16 protein-coding genes are annotated in these 20,719 nt (G+C 31.7%); 1 reads left to right on the forward strand and 15 read right to left on the reverse strand.

What is annotated here, in order from left to right; translation table 11 throughout:
* Positions 1–41 precede the first annotated feature (41 nt).
* The 14 genes from BP92_RS0102935 to BP92_RS0103005 form a co-directional block, all read right to left on the reverse strand.
* Positions 42–1,736, reverse strand: a complete 1,695-nt coding sequence (locus BP92_RS0102935; RefSeq protein WP_035692776.1) for an OstA-like protein — start codon at positions 1,734–1,736, stop codon at positions 42–44.
* 116 nt (positions 1,737–1,852) lie between these two features.
* Positions 1,853–3,124: an adenylosuccinate synthase gene (locus BP92_RS0102940; RefSeq protein ID WP_026724675.1), complete on the reverse strand. Its 1,272-nt coding sequence runs from the start codon at positions 3,122–3,124 to the stop codon at positions 1,853–1,855.
* A gap of 31 nt (positions 3,125–3,155) precedes the next feature.
* Entirely contained in the window at positions 3,156–3,593 is a 438-nt protein-coding gene (locus BP92_RS0102945; protein ID WP_026724676.1) for a Fur family transcriptional regulator, read from the reverse strand.
* A gap of 93 nt (positions 3,594–3,686) precedes the next feature.
* Positions 3,687–5,906, reverse strand: a complete 2,220-nt coding sequence (locus BP92_RS0102950) for a RelA/SpoT family protein (protein ID WP_026724677.1) — start codon at positions 5,904–5,906, stop codon at positions 3,687–3,689.
* 84 nt (positions 5,907–5,990) lie between these two features.
* Positions 5,991–6,779 carry a TrmH family RNA methyltransferase gene (locus BP92_RS0102955; RefSeq protein ID WP_026724678.1) on the reverse strand — a complete coding sequence of 263 codons (789 nt, stop codon included), beginning with the start codon at positions 6,777–6,779 and terminating at the stop codon, positions 5,991–5,993.
* 141 nt (positions 6,780–6,920) lie between these two features.
* Entirely contained in the window at positions 6,921–8,213 is a 1,293-nt protein-coding gene (locus BP92_RS0102960; protein WP_026724679.1) for an amidohydrolase family protein, read from the reverse strand.
* 2 nt (positions 8,214–8,215) lie between these two features.
* The gene (locus tag BP92_RS0102965) at positions 8,216–11,239 is read right to left on the reverse strand and encodes an amidohydrolase family protein (RefSeq protein WP_026724680.1); all 3,024 of its coding nucleotides are present in this window, start codon (positions 11,237–11,239) and stop codon (positions 8,216–8,218) included.
* Positions 11,240–11,315: 76 nt separating this feature from the next.
* Complete coding sequence (locus BP92_RS0102970; protein ID WP_150111853.1) at positions 11,316–11,864, reverse strand: hypothetical protein; 549 nt, start codon at positions 11,862–11,864, stop codon at positions 11,316–11,318.
* A gap of 3 nt (positions 11,865–11,867) precedes the next feature.
* Positions 11,868–13,202, reverse strand: a complete 1,335-nt coding sequence (locus tag BP92_RS0102975; RefSeq protein ID WP_026724682.1) for a DUF58 domain-containing protein — start codon at positions 13,200–13,202, stop codon at positions 11,868–11,870.
* A 76-nt stretch (positions 13,203–13,278) separates the two neighbouring features.
* Positions 13,279–14,289, reverse strand: a complete 1,011-nt coding sequence (locus BP92_RS0102985) for an AAA family ATPase (RefSeq protein WP_026724683.1) — start codon at positions 14,287–14,289, stop codon at positions 13,279–13,281.
* Positions 14,289–15,482 carry a hypothetical protein gene (locus tag BP92_RS0102990; protein WP_026724684.1) on the reverse strand — a complete coding sequence of 398 codons (1,194 nt, stop codon included), beginning with the start codon at positions 15,480–15,482 and terminating at the stop codon, positions 14,289–14,291. Before BP92_RS0102990 ends, BP92_RS0102985 begins: the two co-directional genes overlap by 1 nt.
* 1 nt (position 15,483) lies before the next feature.
* A complete protein-coding gene (locus BP92_RS15695; RefSeq protein WP_150111854.1) occupies positions 15,484–16,194 on the reverse strand; it encodes a DUF4129 domain-containing protein in 711 nt (236 codons plus the stop codon).
* Positions 16,184–17,122, reverse strand: a complete 939-nt coding sequence (locus BP92_RS0103000) for a hypothetical protein (protein ID WP_026724685.1) — start codon at positions 17,120–17,122, stop codon at positions 16,184–16,186. The genes BP92_RS15695 and BP92_RS0103000 overlap by 11 nt, the downstream gene beginning before the upstream one ends.
* On the reverse strand, positions 17,106–18,083 hold the full coding sequence (locus BP92_RS0103005; protein WP_026724686.1) for a stage II sporulation protein M: 978 nt from the start codon (positions 18,081–18,083) through the stop codon (positions 17,106–17,108). The genes BP92_RS0103000 and BP92_RS0103005 overlap by 17 nt, the downstream gene beginning before the upstream one ends.
* 20 nt (positions 18,084–18,103) lie before the next feature.
* Here BP92_RS0103005 and BP92_RS0103010 point away from each other — a divergent pair, with 20 nt between their 5' ends.
* Positions 18,104–18,844, forward strand: coding sequence for an RDD family protein (locus tag BP92_RS0103010; RefSeq protein WP_026724687.1), 741 nt, complete (start codon positions 18,104–18,106; stop codon positions 18,842–18,844).
* A gap of 7 nt (positions 18,845–18,851) precedes the next feature.
* Here BP92_RS0103010 and BP92_RS0103015 read toward each other — a convergent pair whose 3' ends face one another.
* Positions 18,852–20,639, reverse strand: coding sequence for a gliding motility-associated C-terminal domain-containing protein (locus BP92_RS0103015; protein WP_245598358.1), 1,788 nt, complete (start codon positions 20,637–20,639; stop codon positions 18,852–18,854).
* Positions 20,640–20,719: the final 80 nt, after the last annotated feature.

Raw genomic sequence — 20,719 nt, forward strand, 5'->3', positions numbered from 1 at the left:
TTTAACTGAAAATGAGTTAACTTCTTTAACCATTTAATTGATTATTTTTTTGGGGTTGTTTTTTTCTTTACTTCGGTTTTTTTCTCAGTTTTCTTTTCTTCGGCTTTTTTATTGTCGTCGTATTCCAATGTTTCTTTTTGGATTTCCATTGGTTTTTCAGCAGCAATAGCTTTCTTTTTAGCTTCGACTTGAATTTTATCGTCTAAAGCAATTTCTTCTGCTGGGAAAATATCGTCTTTACTTAAAATCCTTTCATCGCCGCGCCACAAGAAACCTCTAAGTTTTCGAGCGTTTTCAGGGAAATCGGCTTCTGGATAAATGTGACTATCTGTTTTAGTGAAGAAAGTTATCGCATCGATTTTATTTTCCTCTAATTCCAAGTTAATCTTACTACAAACAGTTTTGTTGATTCCTATAAACTCATTGGCATCGTTGTACATGTAATAAATGACTTCGGCATTCTTAACAACATCGACTTCTTTAAGTTTGCTATCCACAAATTTTCCATACAAATTTTGTCCTTTTATTTGGTTGTAACCATTTTTGCTGAGACTGTCTTTTTGTATTATAAAGGCGTTATTAAGTACTTTTAATGAATCTAATTTCTGTGTTTTGTTGTTTCCGATAAGATGCATGATGTCGCCTGTCATTTGGTTTTCGTTGTTCCAAAGAATAGGTTTTCCAATCATTTTAGTCAATTGTGTTTTATTGTTAGAATGAAGTGAATCGCATTTTCCACTCATATCACTTTTGTAAAAACGAACATTGTTAAAAGCACGAATCACGCGATCTTCTTGCGGTCCGGATACAATAATTTTTTTTCCGTGCATATACAAAGTATCTTTTTCTACCAATGTTTTTACTAAAGCTCTTTTGGTTAAAATCATAGAGTCTTTTTTGGTAGCAGCATTGCGGTACAATTCGGCATAATGACCTGTAGCAATTACCTTGTTGATGGTGTCGGTTATTTTTACATTGTTGATTCCTCTTGAATAGTTTTTCTTTCGGTCGTAATACAAATCATCGCCTTCAATAATTTTATTATCGAGCGTAATTTTGGAGTTTTTGGAAAGTTTACCAATGTCGTTTGTGGTATCGTAAAATCCGTTTTCGGTATAGATTACGTTTTCTTTACTAGTGATAGTTGATGGTCCAAAAACATAAGCATGTCCTGAATTTTCGTAATAATCTAAATTGTTAGTTTTGATTGTACTTTCTGGATTGGTAACCGTTACTGCTGTTGTAAATTTGTATTTCTTTTGGTCTACATAATAGCGACCTGATTTACTTCTCAACGTGTTTTCTTTGTTACGAATGGTACCGTAGGTGTTGTAAAACGCTTGTTGGTTTTTCTTATCGAAATAAACGGTATCTGTTGTAAGAGTAGATTCTGGCGAACGCAAAACTACATCTCCAGTGGCAAAAGCAAATTCTTTATCACCATTATATTCCGCATAACGGCTGTTCATGGTAATCGTGTCACCTTGATTCATTTGAACGTTTCCGAAAGCTTTTACATAATTTTCATCTTTAAAATGATAGGCTTTGTTGCATACCATTCTTACTCCGTTGTGGATAATACGAACATTTCCAGTGAATACGATAGCACCCGGAATTTCGGTCTGATTCATATCTACGAAATCGGAGTTTTCAATGATGATTTTTTTCTTTTCTTGTGCTGTCGAAAAAGTTATCGTTAGCAATAAAAAGGCGATATATAAAAATGTGTTTTTCAAGTTGAATTTATTTTGAGCCAAATTTAAGTAAAAACTCGAAAAGCCATTGATAATTAAGAATATTTTATCATTTAAGAGCATAAAAAAACGCTTTCAATTGAAAGCGTTTTTATTGATTATTTCATTATCGTTTGTTTTCTGTCTGGACCAACTGAGATTACTTTGATTGGCACTTCGACTTCTTTTTCAATGAATTCGATGTATGTTTTTAATTCTTGTGGTAATTCATCATACGTTGTCATTCCTGTTAAATCGGCTTTCCAACCTTTCATTTCGGTGAAAATTGGAGTAACATTTTCAGGTTCGATATTGTATGGTAAATGTTGAATTTTTTGTCCTTTATAGTTGTAACCTGTACAAACTTGTAACGTATCAAATCCAGAAAGTACGTCGCCTTTCATCATGTATAATTGCGTTACACCATTAACTTGAACAGCATATTTTAAAGCCACTAAATCCAACCAACCACAACGACGCGCGCGTCCAGTAACGGAACCAAATTCGTTTCCTACTTTGGCCATAGTTTGTCCAGCTTCTTCAAAATCTTCTGTTGGGAAAGGTCCGCTACCTACACGAGTTGTATATGCTTTGAAAATTCCGAAAACGTCTTTTACTTTGTTAGGTGCAATTCCTAAACCTGTACAAGCTCCAGCTGCTGTTGTGTTAGAAGAAGTTACATAAGGATACGTTCCAAAGTCAACATCTAATAAAGAACCTTGAGCTCCTTCTGCTAATATTGATTTACCTTCTTTTAAGGCTTTGTTTAAGTATTCTTCGCTATCAATGAAAGTTAATTTTTTCAAGTCTTCTACTGCTGCAAAAAACTCATCTTCCATTTCTTTTAAGTTATATTGTAATTCTACATCGTAGAAAGCAATCATAGCTTCGTGCTTGTCAGCTAAAGTTCTGTATCTTTCTTTAAAATCTTCTAATTCGATATCACCAACTCTAAGTCCATTTCTACCTGTTTTGTCCATGTATGTTGGACCTATACCTTTTAAAGTAGAACCAATTTTTGCTTTTCCTTTTGATGCTTCAGAAGCAGCGTCAAGTAAACGATGTGTTGGTAAAATTAAGTGTGCTTTTCTAGAAATGAATAATTTAGCAGTTACATCCATGTTGAATTTAGCCAAACCTTCAATTTCTTTTTGGAAAACTACTGGGTCGATTACCACTCCATTTCCAATGATATTGATTGCATTTTTATGGAAAATTCCAGAAGGAATAGTTCTTAAAACGTGTTTGATTCCGTCGAATTCTAAAGTATGTCCAGCATTTGGACCTCCCTGAAATCTTGCGATAATATCATATTTTGAGGTAAGAACGTCAACGATTTTTCCTTTTCCTTCGTCGCCCCATTGTAATCCAAGTAGTAAATCTACAGTCATTGTGTTGTTGTTTATTATTTGTAGTTAGTTGTTATTGTTGTTTTTTTGTTCCATAGAAATAAAGCGAGTGGTTTGTGATATCAATTCCAAACATTTCTTCCATGGTTTGTTTTATTTGCTGAATTCTTGGGTCACAAAATTCGATTACCTCACCAGAATCGGTTAAAATAATGTGATCGTGTTGTTTGTCGAAATACGATTTTTCGTAATGTGCTTGGTTTTGTCCAAACTGATGACGACGTACCAAACCACATTCTAATAAAAGTTCGATTGTATTGTAAAGTGTAGCTCTACTTACGCGGTAGTTTTTATTTTTCATTTTGATATACAAAGATTCGATATCAAAATGTTCGGCAGTATTGTAAATTTCCTGAAGAATAGCGTAGCGTTCTGGTGTTTTGCGGTGTGCTTTTTCTTCTAAAAATTTAGTAAAAACGTTCTTTACAATTTCTTGATTTTTGTTTTCCATCGTATTGATAAATCAAATATCGGCAAAGATAGTGTTATTTTTGCTTTGAATAAAATCCTAAATTTAATTAGAAAATTTAGTTATTAACTTTTGTTAATTATTATAAACCCTTGTCACTTTATCAATTCCATCTACTTTTTTGATGTTTTCGATTAGCTTTTTTAGGATTGTATTGTTTTGAACTACTACAGCCACTTGTCCGTTGAAAATTCCAGCTTCACTACTTAAGGAAATACTTTGAATATTTACGTTCATTTGACTTGAAATTACTTTGGTTAAATCGTTTGTAAGTCCTAAAATATCCATTCCAGTAATTTTTAAAATCGCTTTGAATTCTTCTTGTGAAGAGTCAATCCATTTTGCTGGAATAATACGATATGCATAATTGGATTGCATACTGATTGCATTCGGACAGTCTTTTCGATGCACTTTTATTCCTTCGTTGATAGTAACAAATCCAAATACTTCATCTCCTGGTATTGGATTACAACAAGTAGAAAGTTTATAATCTAATTTATCTTGTTCGGAACCGAAAACTAGTAAGTCATATTTTTTACTAATTTCATTTTTATTAATTTGTTCGGGTTGACTTGAAGGCGAACGCTTGATAGTTTTCTTAAAGAAATTAACCAAGGTATTGCTTTTTTGAGCTGCGTATTCTTTTAATTGTTGGTTTTCAATAGCTCCAATTCCCGCTCTGTAATATAAATCTAAACTAGTCTGTAACTTAAAGAAGTTAACTAATTCGTTAGTTGTATTCTCGTTTAAAGTGATTTTTAAGTGGCGTAGTTTTCTTGTAAGGATTTCTTTTCCGTCTTCGGCAATCTTTTTGGTGTTTTCGTTTAAAACGTTTTTAATTTTATTTTTTGCTCTAGAAGTAGTAACAAAATCTAACCATTGTGAAGTTGGTTTTTGATTTGCCGAAGTAATAATTTCTACCTGATCACCACTATTTAAAACATGGTTTAATGGAACTAATTTTCCGTTCACTCTTGTTCCTCTGGTTTTTACCCCAATTTCAGAGTGAATACTGAAAGCAAAATCTAACGAAGTAGCTCCTTTTGGTAACGATTTGATTTCGCCTTTTGGAGTGAACACATAGATTTCTTTAGCATACAAATTCAGTTTAAAATCTTCAACAAAATCAACGGCATTCGTAGAGGAATTTTCTAAAGCTTCTTTCAATTGGTTTAACCAAATTTCCAAACCGTGTTCCTCTGTAGCTCCATTCTTGTATTTGTAATGGGCAGCGTATCCTTTTTCCGCAATTTCGTCCATGCGTTCGCTTCGCACCTGAATTTCTACCCAACGTCCTTTTGGTCCCATTACGGTAATATGAAGTGCTTCATAACCAGATGATTTTGGTGAAGAAATCCAATCACGTAAACGACTTGGAGAAGGACGATAATGATCGGTTACGACTGAATATATCTTCCAAGCAATGAACTTTTCGTCATGCTGGTTAGCTTTATAAATAATTCGTAAGGCAAATTTGTCGTAAACTTCATCAAAAGTAACGCCTTGCGCCTTCATTTTTCTTCGAATCGAATAAATTGATTTTGGTCGTCCTTTGATGACAAATTCAATTCCTTCGTCTTGTAATGATTTGCTTAAAACATCCGAAATAGTTTTGATATATTCGTCTTGTTCTTCCTTGGTTTCCTTAATTTTACTTACAATATCGTTGTAAACTTCGGGTTCTGTATATTTTAAACCTAAATCTTCTAACTTGGTTTTGATGTTGTATAATCCTAAACGATGAGCTAGAGGCGCATAAATGTACAATGTTTCAGAAGCAATTTTGGCTTGTTTGTAATCCACCATGCTTTCCATAGTTTGCATGTTGTGCAAACGATCAGCAATTTTGATAAGAATTACCCTAACATCATCATTCAGTGTTAATAACATTTTACGAAAATTTTCTGCTTGAACAGAAATTTCTTGATCGGTTTTAACTTTGGCAATTTTGGTTAAGCCTTCAACCAATTGCGCGATTTTAGGATTGAACATTTTTTCAATATCCTGAACTGTAATGTCAGTATCTTCAACGACATCGTGCATTAAAGCTGCAGCAATTGAAGTCGCTCCCAAACCAATATCTCTAGCTACAATTTTAGCTACAGCAATAGGATGGAAAATATAAGCTTCACCTGATTTTCTGCGTTGGTCTTTATGAGCATCAACAGCTACATCAAATGCTTTACGGATGATTTTTTTGTCTTCATCAGTAAGGGTTTGATAACTGATGCGAAGTAATTCTTTATATTCTTGCGCAATGGCTTTGTTTTCGGCTTCTAATTCTAACTCTGTCATACATTTTCTTTAACCAATTAAAAGTAAGCTAATTTTTCTAATTGTGCAAATCTAGAAAATAGAAAAAAGAGAAAAGAAGAAAGTCTAAAATCCGCGTTGTCTTTTAGCTTCAAATAGTAAAATAGCTGCTGCAACCGAAACATTCATTGAATCGATTTCGCCTTGCATTGGAATGATGATGTTTTTTGTGCTTTCAGTTCGCCATTTTTCGGACAAACCTGTAGCTTCTGTTCCTACAACTAATGCAGTTGGAGTGATGTAGTTTTGGGTATGATATTCCGTTGAATCTTGTAAAGTAGCGGAATAAATATTGATATTATTTGCTTTTAAATACGCAATTACTTCTTCCGTAGTTCCAACAGCAATTTGTCGGGTAAACAAACAACCAACGCTAGAACGAACGATATTTGGGTTATATAAATCGCTTTTAGGATTGGCGATAATTACAGCATCAATGTTTGCGGCATCAGCTGTTCTTAAAATGGCACCAACGTTTCCTGGTTTTTCTAAAGATTCCCCAACTAAAATTAACGGATTTTTAGAAAGTTTTAAACCGGATAAGGCTAAGGATTTGGTTTTCGCAATAGCTAAAATACCTTCAGTAGTATCTCGATAGGCTAACTTTTGATAGACTTCTTTTGAAATTTCTATTACGTTTAACGGTTTAGTTGTTAAATCGTTTAGTTGTTTTTCCGAAATGATTTCGGGTAAAAACAAAATAGTTTCTAATTCATAACCGCCTTTTAATGCCAATTCAATTTCGCGTTTTCCTTCAATTAAAAAAGTGCCCGTTTGTTTACGAACTTTTGCTTTTTCTTGCAATTGAACTAACGATTTGATAAACGGATTTTGAACCGAGGTGATTTGTTTCATATTTTAAGACGCAAGTTTAGCCACTAAGGCACTAAGGCGCAAAGTTTTTACAAAGATATTGTTTTGTTACATATTTTCAACTAATAAAAAAAGCCACAAAGTTTTAAATTCTTTGTGGCTTTGAGTCTTTGTGGCTAAAAATTATTTTTTTTGTTGTTCGAATTTTCCTTTGTAACGTTGGTATAATTCCGTGTGGTGACTTTCCAAACTGATTTGTCTTCCATCGATAAAAGCGAATGAAATTACATTGGTTTTCATATCCAAAGCATCGCCTTCAGAAATAAATAAAGTCGCGCTTTTACCAGATTCTAACGTTCCATATTGGTTGTCAATTCCTAAAATTTTAGCTGAATTTCCTGTGATTAATTGCAATGCTTGTTCTTTTGAAAGTCCCCAAGCGGCACAAGTTCCTGCGTAGAAAGGAAGGTTTCTAGTTTGCATACGCTCCATATCGCCTGCATTTTGTAAACCAACCAAAACTCCTGCATCAACTAATAATTTAGCATTTTTGTATGGTAAATTTACATCTTCATCTTCTAATAAAGGCAAACTGTGTACACGATTTAATAAAACAGAAACGTTATTTCCTTTTAATAATGCACCTACTTTAAAAGCATAATAACCACCAACAATTGTCATGTTTTTGATGTTGTTTTTCTTTTTGAATAAAACCGCATCGATGATCTCTTTTTCACCATTTGCATTTACATACAAGGTTTTTTCACCTGATTGTAATCCTTTCATAGCTTCATAAGGAATATCTTTTTTATCATTTTTACTACCTAAGTAGGCAAAAGCATTGTCAAAATAATCTTGAATTGCTTTCACTTGGGGATCGTAGTTTTTGTTCATTTCAATTCCACCTGGTTCTGCCCACCAACCCGCTCTTGAATAGCTTCTTGGCCAGTTTAAGTGAATTCCGTCATCCGTTTTAATCGAAGCATCTTCCCAGTTCCAAGCATCTAATTGAACAATTGATGAAGTTCCTGGAATTCTGCCACCTCTTGGTGTAATTTGAGCTAATAAAACGCCATTTGGACGAGTAGTTTCAACTAATTTAGATTCTGCATTATAAGCAATAATACTTCTCACGTGTGGATTGAATTCTCCAATTTCACTTTCGTCATCCGAAGCTCTTACCGCATCAATTTCAACTAAACCTAATGTTGAATTTGGTGCAATGAATCCTGGATAAACATGTTTTCCAGAAGCATCAATCATAATGTCATGTTTGGCTGGTTTCATTACTGTTGCATCGCCAATGGTTGCGATTTTTCCATCCATAATTGAAATCAAGCTGTTTTCAATTACTTTTCCATTTCCTAAATGCGCTTTAGCACCTAAGATTAAAATCGATTTGCTTTGTTTTGGCGCTGGCGTTTGTTGGGCAAACCCAAACAAAGAAATAAATAAAAGAACTATATATTTTTTCATGATTAGTTGTATTTATAGTGAGACTCTTTGCAATATTCTCCTAAAGTATCACAGTGGTAATGACCGTTTTCTTTTTTCTTAGGTAATTGCGTTTTCATTCCTTTGTTTTTAGCGTCTAACATGAAATTGATTAACTCAGCACGTTCTTTTTGAATCAATGCTAAAGTCTCTTTTTCTTTTTCTAAGTCGTAGAAAATGATTCCGTCTACTAACGTTTTTTCTGCTCTAGTGTAAATAGATAATGGACTATCTGACCAAAGTACGACATCGGCATCTTTACCTACTTTGATACTTCCTACTTTATTATCTACTTGAAGAATTTTTGCTGGATTTAAGGTTACGAAATTCCAAGCTTCTTCTTCCGTTACATTTCCGTATTTAACTGTTTTAGCAGCTTCTTGATTTAAACGTCTTGACATTTCAGCATCATCCGAGTTAATCGAAACTTTTACACCCTCATTCATCATAATCGCTGCATTGTATGGAATAGCATCATTAACTTCATATTTGTAAGCCCACCAATCGGCAAATGTTGAACCTGCAACACCATGAGCCGACATTTTATCAGCTAATTTGTAGCCTTCTAAAATGTGTGTGAACGTTTGAATTTTGAAACCATAACGCTCTGCTAATTTCATCAACATGTTGATTTCTGATTGTACATAAGAGTGACAAGTGATGAAACGTTTTTTAGCTAAAATTTCGCCTAAAACTTCCATCTCGATATCAAATCTTGGCATTTTTTTATTTTTACCTGATTTGTAAGTATCCCATTCATTTTTGTATTCGATAGCTCTTGTGAAATAATCTTCATAGACTTGTTCCACACCCATACGCGATTGCGGGAAACGGTTTCTCGAGAAATCTCCCCAATTCGATTGTTTTACGTTTTCACCCAAAGCAAATTTGATATATTTTGGAGCATCTTTTACTAGCATTTCATCAGGAGAATATCCCCATTTTAATTTGATGAATGCCGCACGACCACCAATTGGATTTGCAGAACCATGCAACAAGTTAGCCGAAGTAACGCCTCCCGCTAAATTTCTGTAAATATTGATATCATCTGAATTTACAACATCTTCAATCGTAACTTCTGCTGATGAATTTTGTCCACCTTCGTTAACTCCATTTGAAATAGCAATGTGTGAATGTTCGTCAATGATTCCAGCCGTTAAGTGTTTGCCCGTTCCGTCAACTACTTTTGCTCCAGTTGATGGTAAGTTTTTACCAATTTTTACAATTTTACCGTTCTGAATTAAAACATCGGTTTCTTTTATAATTCCGTCTTTTTCACCTGTCCAAACCGTTGTGTTTTTGAATAAAATAGTTTCTTGTTTTGGTTTTTCAGTCGTTCCAAACGAAATATTTGGATACGTTACAGCATACATTGAAGGCACTTTTGGTTCGTCTTTTTTGTCGTCTTTCTTTTTATCTTCTTTAACTTCAGTTGTTCTTTTTGTAGCTGTCCATGAAGTTTCGTTTCCATTTTCTAAAACGGCTTTTCCTTGCATCATGTCTTTAGCGAAAGTTCCTGAAAGTCTAACGAAATTTGCTTTTGTAGTATCTTGATTTTTGATAACCAAATTCACCCAAGGATCATTAAATTGAATTTTTGTTCCAAAGTTGATACTGTCTTTAACCGCTTTTGCTTCGAATTTTGAAGTTTCGCCTTCAATTTTTAATTCAAATTTATGGTTGTCGAAAACTAAATCGTAAGTCCCTCTAATATCGGTTGGGTTAATTTTATCAATGATGTTTCGATTTCCTTGCACCCAGTTTTCTAAGATGTTGCTTTTGTCTTCAAAAATATCACCTGAAACGATGATGAAGTTCGCTAATTTTCCTTTTGAAATAGAACCTACTTTATCAAATTGATTAACCAATTTAGCAGGATTTTCTGTTAAGGCTAATAACGCTTTGTCTTTTGGTAAACCATATAAAACGGCTTTTCTTAAGTTTGATAAGAACGATTTTGTTTCTTTTAAATCAGCTGTTGAAAGTACAAAAGGTACGTTATTCTCAGCCAAAATTTTCAAGTTGAATGGTGCTTGGTTCCAAAATTTCATATCGCTCAAGCTTACTTGTTGCGCTAAATAGGGGTCAGAAACATCATAAGCATCTGGAAAATTCAATGGAATAATAAAAGTAGCTCCTGACTTTTTGATTTCGTCAATGCGCTCAAATTCGTTTCCGCCTCCTTTTATTAGGTATTTTATTCCGAATTCATCTCCTAATTTGTCTGCTCTTAATGCATTTAATTTATCTCCAGCATTAAAGATTTGCAATAAAGATTTGTTCGCATTGAAAGCTTCTAAAGATAAATCTTTATTGGTTGCATTTCCTTGAGCATACCATTTTGCATCATGGAATACTTGGCGAATTAAAGCCATACTTCCCATCATAGAAGAAGGATAACTTTGCTTTGTAAATTTACTTCTGCTGAATGTAAAATGTTGTGATACTTTATCTTTTATCATTCTATCGGCGTTTGTGCCGAAGTCGTTTAAGGTCCAAAGTAAACCGGTTCCAGCAATAACACCATCGTTGTGGTGACTTAAAACAGTTCCAAAACCAACTTCTCTTAGACTTCCGGCTGCTTTTGAATCGTAGCTTAGGTTTTCATACGCATTGTATTCTGGTTTGATGTGGTCGTTCCAATAATACCCTTCACGATTGGTATCGTATTGTGGTGTGAAGTTACCACTAGGTCTTGGAGTAGGCTTGTTAATTCCGAATTCACTGTACAATTCGATGAATGAAGGATAAATTGTTTTTCCTGTAGCATCAATTATGTTGGTTCCTTTTGGAATTACAACATTGGTTCCTACTTCTACAATTTTGTTTTCTTTGATTAACAGCGTTGCTTTTTCAATTTTTTGCGTTGCTGATACATAAATAGTGGCGTTTGTAATTGCTGTAAAGTTTTTAAAACTTTGTTTTACGCCATCATTTTTTGGAAAATATTCTTGTGCATTCGTTGATAAGGAAAGCAAGAATACTAACAATAACGATAAGTATCTCATGTTTTTTGGTTTAGTAAAGGTTAAAGATAAAAAATATCTTTATTATTTGAACTTTGTAAGTGTATTTTGATGTTTTTTAACGTTTGTTCCTGTTACTTATGAAATAAGTAATTGTGGTAAAACTTGCAAAAATTAATGTTTTGATTGTCCAATCAGCAATTATCCAACCAAAAGAGGATTGATACATTGTCCAAGAGCTAGGCAAGTAATCGCGATGTAATGAAGTTACAATGATTACGAACTTTTCGAAGTTAAACAGAAATATAAAACCGATAAGAAATCTAATAATAGAACTTTTTTTAACAAATTTTAGAAGAAATAATAAACAAGCCGTAATGTAGGTTAGTTGCTGGGTATAAACAGCAAATCCATAAGGGCCATTCAATCGATTAAAGATACTTTTGCTGTTTTCTGAATTTCGATTAGCAAAAATATAAATCCAATCAAAAGTCCAATTAGCCAAATAAATCATACCACAAATTATTAATGTAATAGTGGCTGCTTGGTCAATTTCTTCAAACTTAATTTTATTATGGAAAAATTTATTTTTTCTGAAGATTAGAAAGAATAAATTATAAATTCCGAAACCAAAAAAGCAATATTGCATTAAATTGTAAAGACTCATAATTTATAGAATTCCTCTGGCTTTGATTTCAAGATATTTATTTATAGTATCTAATGTTAAGTTTTCGGGTTGGGTTAAAACCGAATAAATTCCGTATTTTCTTAGTTCGTTTACTATTAATCGTTTTTCGAAAGCAAATTTTTCAGCAATTACCTTGTCGTAAATTTCTTGAACATTATCTGCTTTTTTGTGTATCAGTTCGTTTAACTCTGTATTGTTAAAAAAGACAACAACCAACAAATGGTTTTTTGCAATTCCTTTAAGGTAGGGTAGTTGTCGGTGTAAGCCATCTAAAGTTTCAAAATTAGTGTACAAAATAATTAAACTTCTTTGGTTGATATGTTTTTTTACATCGACATACAAACGACTAAAATCGCTTTCAAAAAAATCGGTTTTTATGTTGTATAAATTTTCCATGATTTGTTGCATTTGACTTTGTCTTTTTTCTGCAACAACACGATTTTCAACTTTTTTTGAGAAAGCAAAAATGCCGGCTTTATCTTGTTTTTTTATAATTACATTTGATAAAACTAAAGTGGCATTAATAGCATAATCTAAAAGGCTTAAATCATTGAAAGGCATTTTCATTACTCTTCCTTTATCAATTACCATGTAGACATTTTGTGATTTTTCGTCCTGGTATTGATTCACCATTAATTGATTTTTTTTCGCAGTAGCTTTCCAATTAATAGTTCTTAAATCATCGCCTTGTACATATTCTTTAATCTGTTCAAATTCCATGGTATGACCAATTCTCCTAATTTTCTTTAATCCATATTGGAATAAATTATTAGAGAATGCCATTAAATCGTATTTTCTTAATTGCATATACGATGGATAAGTAGGAACCATTTGATTGTTGTCGTAAGTAAATCTTCTACTTACTAATCGAAGGGGAGATGTAACGTAAATATTAAGATTCCCAAAAAAATATTCACCGCGTTCTGTTGGTCTTAAAAAGTAGCGATAATCATCTTTAGTTTTTGCTTTTATTTTTCTTTTGACTTCAAAATTTCGCTGTTGAAATTGGAACGGAATTTCGTCTATAATTTTTAAACGAACAGGAAATGTAAACTGATTGTTTAATGCAATATAAATTTCATTTTCATCACCATTTGACAGTTTTTCAGACATATTTCTGATACCAATTACTTTTTTATTTGTTCCAAATAGCAATAAGATATCAATTAATACAAATAGTATTAAAACATATAAAACATACCAAACAGCATGATATAATGAGGGGAAAAAATAGGCTACTGTGAATAGCAAAATGATTCCCATCAGGCAATAAAAAAGGAAATTATTGAGATAAAGCTGTTTGAAAATGCGTTTCATTTATTTTTTTAAAATTTTGTTATTCATGCTAAAACGAGTTCAGCATGACAAACGTTCTTTAATTTTTTCAGAAAAATTATCTTGGAATTTCTACTGAATCTACAATTTGTTTGATTATTTCTGTACTGGTGATTCCTTCCATTTCGCGTTCTGGAGTTACCACAACTCTGTGTTGTAAAACCGGAATTGCTGCGTCTTTAATATCATCTGGTGTAACAAAATCTCTTCCGCGTAAAGCGGCAAAACCTTTGGCAGCATTTAAAATAGCTATCGATGCTCTTGGTGAAGCGCCTAAATATAAAAATGCATTTTCGCGCGTGTTTAAAACAATTTTGGCTATGTATTCAATTAAGTTTTGTTCGATAAGAATTTGTTTTACTAGTTCTTGGAATTCGATTATATGACTTTGTGAAATAATGGTGGCAATAGCACTCATTTTATCACGACTTTGTAAATCATTTTCTTTTTGAAGAATGTGAATTTCTTCTGCTAAATTTGGATAATCAATATTAATTTTAAACAAGAAACGGTCTAATTGCGCTTCTGGTAAGCGATACGTTCCTTCTTGTTCAATTGGATTTTGTGTTGCAATAACCAAAAATGGTCTATCTAAAACATAAGTAGTTCCATCAGCGGTAATTTGACGTTCTTCCATAACTTCAAAAAGTGCTGCTTGGGTTTTAGCTGGAGCACGATTGATTTCGTCAATAAGTACAAAATTTGAAAAAATTGGTCCTTTTTTAAATTCAAATGTAGACTTAGATAAATCAAATACAGATGTTCCAATAATATCAGAAGGCATTAAATCGGGAGTAAACTGAATTCGGCTAAAGTCTAACGATAATGTTTTTGCTAAAAGTTTGGCACTGATAGTTTTTGCAACTCCAGGAACTCCTTCAAGTAAAACATGTCCATTTGATAAAACCGCTACTAAAAGTTGGTCAATCATTTTGTTTTGACCTACGATTACTTTTGCAATTTCAGCTTTTACTTTTTGAACATTATCTTGTAACGGTTGTAAGTTTAAACGAGACTCAAAGTTTAGATTTTCGTTTTCTTGATTATTGATTTCAAAATTATTTTCCATTATAAATTCAGTTTTTCTAAAAGTTCGTTAAACGTTATTAATTCTTTTTCTGTTGTATTAGATTGATTTCTGAGTTTTTTTATAAAGAATACTACATCTTCAATATCTTTTTTACTTTTTCCTGTTTTTTGATTCAGTCTGTTTACAAAAGTATCATCTAAATTGTAGGTGTCTATATAATACTCATTTCTAATTTTTTCAAGAAAGAATATAATCTTCTTTTCTGCTATATTTTGATGATTTCTTTCTTGATAATATAGATTTCCAATTGTTTTGGTAAAATCTACAGTTGTGTTTTTTAGTTTTTCTTTAATTGGTATAATTCGTTGTCTTCTTTTTGCATTGAAAACAATAAAAATCATTAAGGTTATCCAAGCTAAAAACCAAGCCCATTTTAAAGCGGGTTGACTTAATAAATATCGCATTGGCGAACTTGACAATTCTTCATTATCATATTGTTTTACTTTCCAATAAATGGGATTTTGCGATGGAATGTAGCCTAAAACATCTTCTGTGTATTTTATGTTTTTGTTTAACATATAATAATTGGTAAATGCTACAGGTTGTAAATGCAAATAGAAATTTCCGTTTTTGTATGGAACTCTAATGAAATTGGCAAATTTTTCTCCTTTAGAATTGATTTGTGTTCCTAAAACTTCTGTTTTGCTACTATCGATTTTAGAGAAATAGGCATTGTTGATTCCTTTGTTAAAATAGAAGTTATCAAGTTTTGCATTTCTTTCTAATTTGAATTTTAGCGAATCGGAGAAGTCGTTATTGTATGCAATTTCAAAACCAAGCGAATCTGCAAATTTTTCTGAAAAATTAGTATTACTGTAAAAAACAGTATTTCCATGACTAGTGAAATAGAAAAGTTCATTTTCAGAATATTCATCAATATTAGTTTGATGTTCAATTAGTAAGATTGTTCCTCTTATGTTGTATGTTGATTTTTCAACATTGTAATTTTTATCAAAATACTCATAAGGAGACTCGTTGAATTTCTTTACTTTTTGAGGATTAAAAAACGATTTGTGTTCTTCATTAAACACATAAAGACCAAAAGGACTTTTTTCGTTTAGCGAATAACTTTCACTCCAATCAATTGGTTTTTCTTTTGTTGCGTCAGCCCAAATAATGCCAATTAAAATTAGCACTAAAAGAAATATGTATATTTTTAAACTCTTTGGCATATTATTTTTTAGTGATTAATTTTAAAAAGGCTATTTCTGTTTTTTCAAAGTCAGTTTCATTCAAATTAAATTCGCCATACCAGCTATATTCATAAACATAAGATAAAAATTGAAATTCATTTTTTAATTCAAGATTTGAAATTTCATTTAAGTAGTCTCCATTTGTTTTTTCAATATCCCATTCAATTATATTGCGATCAGAAAGTGTTTTTAGAAGCCACAAATAATAATATCGTGTTGCCAAACGATAGTTTTTTTCATTTTTAATTTTTGTAATTAATGTATTGAAATCTAATGAATGGATGTTTTCTTCAGTGGTTTCTGAAACAGTAATTTTATTTGATGATTTGCTAAATATCCAGCCTCCTTCTTTATTAATAATGGTTTTAACTATTAGATAAACAACAAACAGGATAATTAAAATAGCAATTACCTTCATGGCAATTTCTAAGCCACTTAAACTATTTGGACCATTGCCAAAATCGAATAAGTTACTTAAAAAACGACCTACTGCATTCCAAAATCTATCCCATGCATTTGTGTCAACTTTTACGGGTTTTTCAATATAATTAAAATCTGAATCAGAATATTTTGCTTTTAAATTTTCGAATTTTCTTGATTCATGAACAGCAGAATCTATTTGGACTTGTGAAAAACAAACATCCAATTGTAAGAAAAGTATAAAGTAAAAAAATATGAATTTAAGCTTCATCTGTTCCTATTAAATCGATGTTATTATTGATACTAACGTTTTCCATTTCTTCTTTGCAACTGTAAAAAATAACACCTTGGTTTATTAAAACAATATTTTGTAGGGTGTAATTAAATATGATTGAAATTATAACAATAACAAGAAGTAAAATCATAACAAAAGAAATTGCATTATCAGGATTTTGTTGCAATGATTCTGGATTTGAAAAAACAGTTATGATTCCAATAAAATAAGGTATTAATGTAAAAATTCCAAGTGTTATTTGAACAATCATTTGTACAATAAATGTAGAACCAATGATAGGCCAATATTTGCTTTTTAGCATTAAAACTGCTTTTTTAATTGCTTCAAAATAACCGATTTCTTCTGTTATATAGTGAAAATAAGTTAAGGCAATAAAACTTGTTAATGTTGGTAGCAATAAAAAAATCAGTGGAATTCCTATTAAAATAAAAATTGATAAAAAGGTTAGAGCTACAACTATCACTATCAAAGGCAATAATATGATTAATGATAAAAAATAAAATCCTATGATTCTGACTAATTTACTTTTGAAGTATTTAAATAAATTTTCAAAATTTCTTTCCTTTTTTTCTTCAATTAGCTTTAAATAACCAACAGGAAATGAATAGTTGATGATTGATATTAGCATTATAAGAAAAATCATGGCTATTCCAAAACCAATGAATAGTCCAATATTACCATATATTTCATTAGCCAAACTGTTTTGATTTCCATTTCGAAGTCCTTCAAAAGTACCTTTGATGAATATGTTGGAGAAAAAATAAATCACCACTACTAGAAGTAATAGCAATCCTCCATTAATGATAAAATAGTTTTTAAAGTAATTTTTTCCTTCCAACTTAAAAAAGTTAAAAGTATCTCCTACAAGAGCACTAAACTCTCTTTTTTTATAAAGTTGAAACATATTTTTTTACTTTTTTATGAACTATGAAAGGATAAATTAAATAATAAAAACTGATTAATGATAACGTTATCAAAATAATTCCTACACTTAAATAAGTTGGCATTTCCATAGAATATCGTGTTACATAACCTTCTAAAAAACCAGCTGCAAATGTAAAAGGCATGGTACTTAAAAAGATTTTGAAACTATTTTGGAAACCAATTTTGAAAGATTCTAATCGTGAAAAAGTTTTGGGAAATAAAATACTTGCACCTAAAATAAAACCGGCACCTGCTTCAATTACCATAGCAAAAATTTCCATTGATCCATGAATCCAAATTCCTCTAACGCTTTCCCAAAATACGTCTCTTTGGTAAAAAAAATATTGGAATGAGCCTAACATGATACAGTTGTTTAATAAAACATAGAAAGTACCAATGCCTATGAAAATTCCTAAAAAGTAGGAGAGTGCTCCGACTTTTAGATTGTTTAAGGTAATTGCAATGAAGCCTCCCCAGTTGCTGCCAGTTTTATATACGGCGACAGGATTTCCGTCTTCAATGTTTTCTAAAGTCATATTTACATATTGATCGCCTAAAATTAAACGAACAAACGAATCGTCGTTTTTGGCAGAGACTACACCAATAGCAGTTAAAATAGTGAATATTAAAAACGCATACATTACGTATCTTCTATATTCATAAACAAGTAATGGCACTTCGGTTAAAAAGAAATGTTTTATCCGATTGGTTTCTGTTCTTTTGGTTTTATAAATTTTTTGATACGTTTGTGCAGCTAAATGGTTTAGATACACAACTGTTTTACTTTTAGGATAATACGTTTGAGCGTAGGATAAATCATTAACTAAATGTATATACAGATTGGCTAAATCATCTGGATTTTTTTTAGCTTTACCAAAAATTGCTTGTTCAAATTCAAGCCATTTTTCTTTATTTTGCTTTATGAATGCTATTTCTCTCATGAAATGCTAAAATATAAAATATGACACAATTATCAATAAATACTACACAAAATGTAAATATAAATTTTACAGCAGCTTCAGTTGGTGATCGAATTTTCGCACAACTACTTGATTTTCTGGTTATGATAGCTTATGCTGTAGTTGTAGGATTTGTTTTGGATTTAACTGGTTTGGCTGCTGCAATTGAAGGCTTAGATAATTGGTCTAAAATGGCAATTTACTTGTTAATCTATTCTCCAATAATGTTTTATACCATAGTGCAAGAAAGTTTGTGGGAAGGACAAACAATAGGAAAACGAATAATGAAAACTAAAGTAATTAAACTAGATGGTTATCAAGCTAGTTTTGGAGATTACTTAGTACGCTGGTTATTTAGATTAGTAGAAATATTTATTGGAAATGGAGTTATAGCTTTAATAGCAGTAATTGCAAGTGCGAAAAATCAACGCTTAGGTGATATGGCTGCAGGAACTGCGGTTATTACTTTGAAAAATAAAATTAATATCAATCATACCATTATTCAAGATGTTCATTCTGATTATGTTCCTACGTATCCTTTAGTAATTAAACTTTCGGATAATGATGTTAGGATTATCAAAGAAACATTTGAAATCGCAATTGTGTCTAGAGATTTTCAAACTATTGTGAAATTAAGAGAAAAAGTTATAGCAGTTACGGGTATAAAAAATCAATCAGGGAATGATCAAGATTTTATCAGAACTTTATTGAAAGACTATAACTATTACACTCAAAATATGTAATTTAATCTTATCTGTTTATATATAAATATCCAGTTAAAGGTTCCTTGTAATTAGGGTCGTTTAAATTAAGTATGTAAAAATAAGTTCCTGCTGGAGCTAATGTACTTCCAACACCATCTTCTACATAGCCATTCCAATCAGCCTTGTTGTTATTTCCTGTCCATAAATGTTTGCCCCAACGATTGTAAATCAATAACTCGAAGTTTACAAAAATATCGCGAAGACCATCGATAAAAAAAGTATCATTTGAGCCGTCACCATTAGGAGAAACGGCATTGTAAACTACTGGCGGGCAATTTTCTGTTAAAAGTTGGAATGAAGTAACAGAAAAGCAACCGTTATCAATACGAACAAAAATTTCTTTTGGAGTGGTAAGTGCATCGTAATTAGAACTGTTTACGATTGGATTTATATTTTGTACGGCATCATTATAAGTCTCATGAAAAGAGATTAAATGAGTAGGATTTGTACTAACCAATGCAGCATATCCAGAAAAATCAAAAATTCCTCTAGTTAAACCAAGATTACAAGAAGTTAATGAGTTTAGGGGATTGAAAATAGGAGAAACTATCAATTCAATTTCTATTTGGAACGAATTATTGTTTTCAATTAATTCAGGTCTAATTCCTGTTCCATTTCCAGTATCATCAACAACTGCTTGTAATGTGAAATTTAATGGGACAGAACTTGGTATAGTTAGTGTGATATTTCCGTTTTCGCTTCCGCCGATTGGAATTGTATTTTGAGTATATGTTGTAGCAATGGCTAGTGTTCCTGCGTAAAAAGTAATTGGGGTGTTGGCTTGTAAAACTTCTGTGCTATTCAAATTTGAAACAGTAAAATCAATTGTGACTTCTCTGGAATTACAAGTGGAATTTGGATTTTCTAATACAATGGTTGCATCGGGTAATTGACTGTTTAGTTTGGTAACAACAGTGTTAATCATAATGAAATCTTGAAAAGAAGTCAATGCGATTGAAGCATTCGTATCTCCTATAGAAATATAACTATCAATATCATAAATGTCTAAATCCATATTGTATAGTTGGTTCGATCCAGTAACTGAGTTAGTACTATTAAATACGTTATTAGGAGGGTTAAAAGGGTTGCTAATAACGGTGCCATTTACAGTAAATGTTTCTGTTGGTAATTGTGAATCTCCTTCCCAAGCTATAAATCCAGCTTTAGCGTTTGCGTTGTTAAGTACATATAAATTAGTTAAATCTATTTGCAAAGCATCAGGAACTCCTTGTAAACCATCATAAATATTTAGCTGATTTAGAGGCAAACTCGGATTTTCATAAACAATTAAAATTGCCCAACCAGCGAAATTTGTCTTTCTACTGTAATGAAGCGCTTCAAAAGGAGAAATGTCTAAATTAGAAAGGGTGTAAGTTCCATTTCCTGTTGTTTGAACAAAAGTTGTTATATCTTTAAATGCACTAAAGTAAGTAAAAGTGCTAGGGTTGAAAAATCTCGAATGTGAAAAAGTTCTATCAGGTGTAATTGTGGTACCGTTTAAATCAACTTGAAAATCACCATCTCCACTTCCTGCCCAATATAAATAGGCTCTAATCACAGTATCACTTGGACCAAGATTTAGCGTTGCAGATGAAGAAGTATTGGTTACATAGAAATTAGTTGGATTGTTTTCAGCCGTATTCATAGTATTTCCTACAAAAGTAAAGTCATAACGTCCGTTTACTTGAGTATATAACGAAATATTTTGCCCAAAGAATAAAAATGGTGACAAAAGAAATCCAATAAACAGTAGGAGAGTAATTTTTTTAATCATTTGAGAGCCATTAATTTGGTTCCAATTTACTATATTTTTTTTAAAAAACGATATATTGAATTCAGATAACATAAAAAATT

The sequence above is a fragment of the Flavobacterium sasangense DSM 21067 genome (genome assembly GCF_000686885.1).
Classification (GTDB): Bacteria; Bacteroidota; Bacteroidia; order Flavobacteriales; family Flavobacteriaceae; genus Flavobacterium; species Flavobacterium sasangense.